Genomic DNA, 411 nt, shown 5'->3' with positions numbered 1-411 from the left:
AAAGTGTATTTCCAGGAGGTATAAATGTTTCGATGGAATTTCCAATATTTCGAATAATATTAACTTTAATCATTGAAGTACTTACAGTATTATTAAATATAGAAATAGTTATTGTAACTTTTCTTGAAATTTCTTCTTTCCAAACTGTTAAATTTGTAATATCGTTATGTAATAAAATATTACCACATATTTTATTACATAGAGGATATAAATAAAAGAATGCTCGTTTTTAAAAGAGCATTCTTCAACAGGTTCAAAAGCAACAACAGGTATATTATATTTATGTTTACAAAGGTATTTTTGTGAATATGAAATTATAAATCGGTAAGAGTCAATGGTAAGCGGACTGAAATGGTTCAGCGGTTTGTGCTGATCCATGAAAGGAGCATTAAGGAATGGACTCGTGCAGCT

The 411-nt window shown here is 28.5% G+C and carries 1 protein-coding gene; it reads right to left on the bottom strand.

Going from position 1 to position 411, the window contains the following annotated elements:
• The coding region (locus FE392_RS22090; RefSeq protein WP_369292881.1) for a hypothetical protein at positions 1–160 on the bottom strand (160 nt) is incomplete at its 3' end.
• Between the last annotated feature and the right edge of the window lie 251 nt (positions 161–411).

Source organism: Xenorhabdus santafensis (genome assembly GCF_033949405.1).
GTDB classification, from domain to species: domain Bacteria; phylum Pseudomonadota; class Gammaproteobacteria; order Enterobacterales; family Enterobacteriaceae; genus Xenorhabdus; species Xenorhabdus santafensis.
Note: the sequence above shows the minus strand (reverse complement) of the source record. Positions and strands in the feature narration are given on the sequence as shown.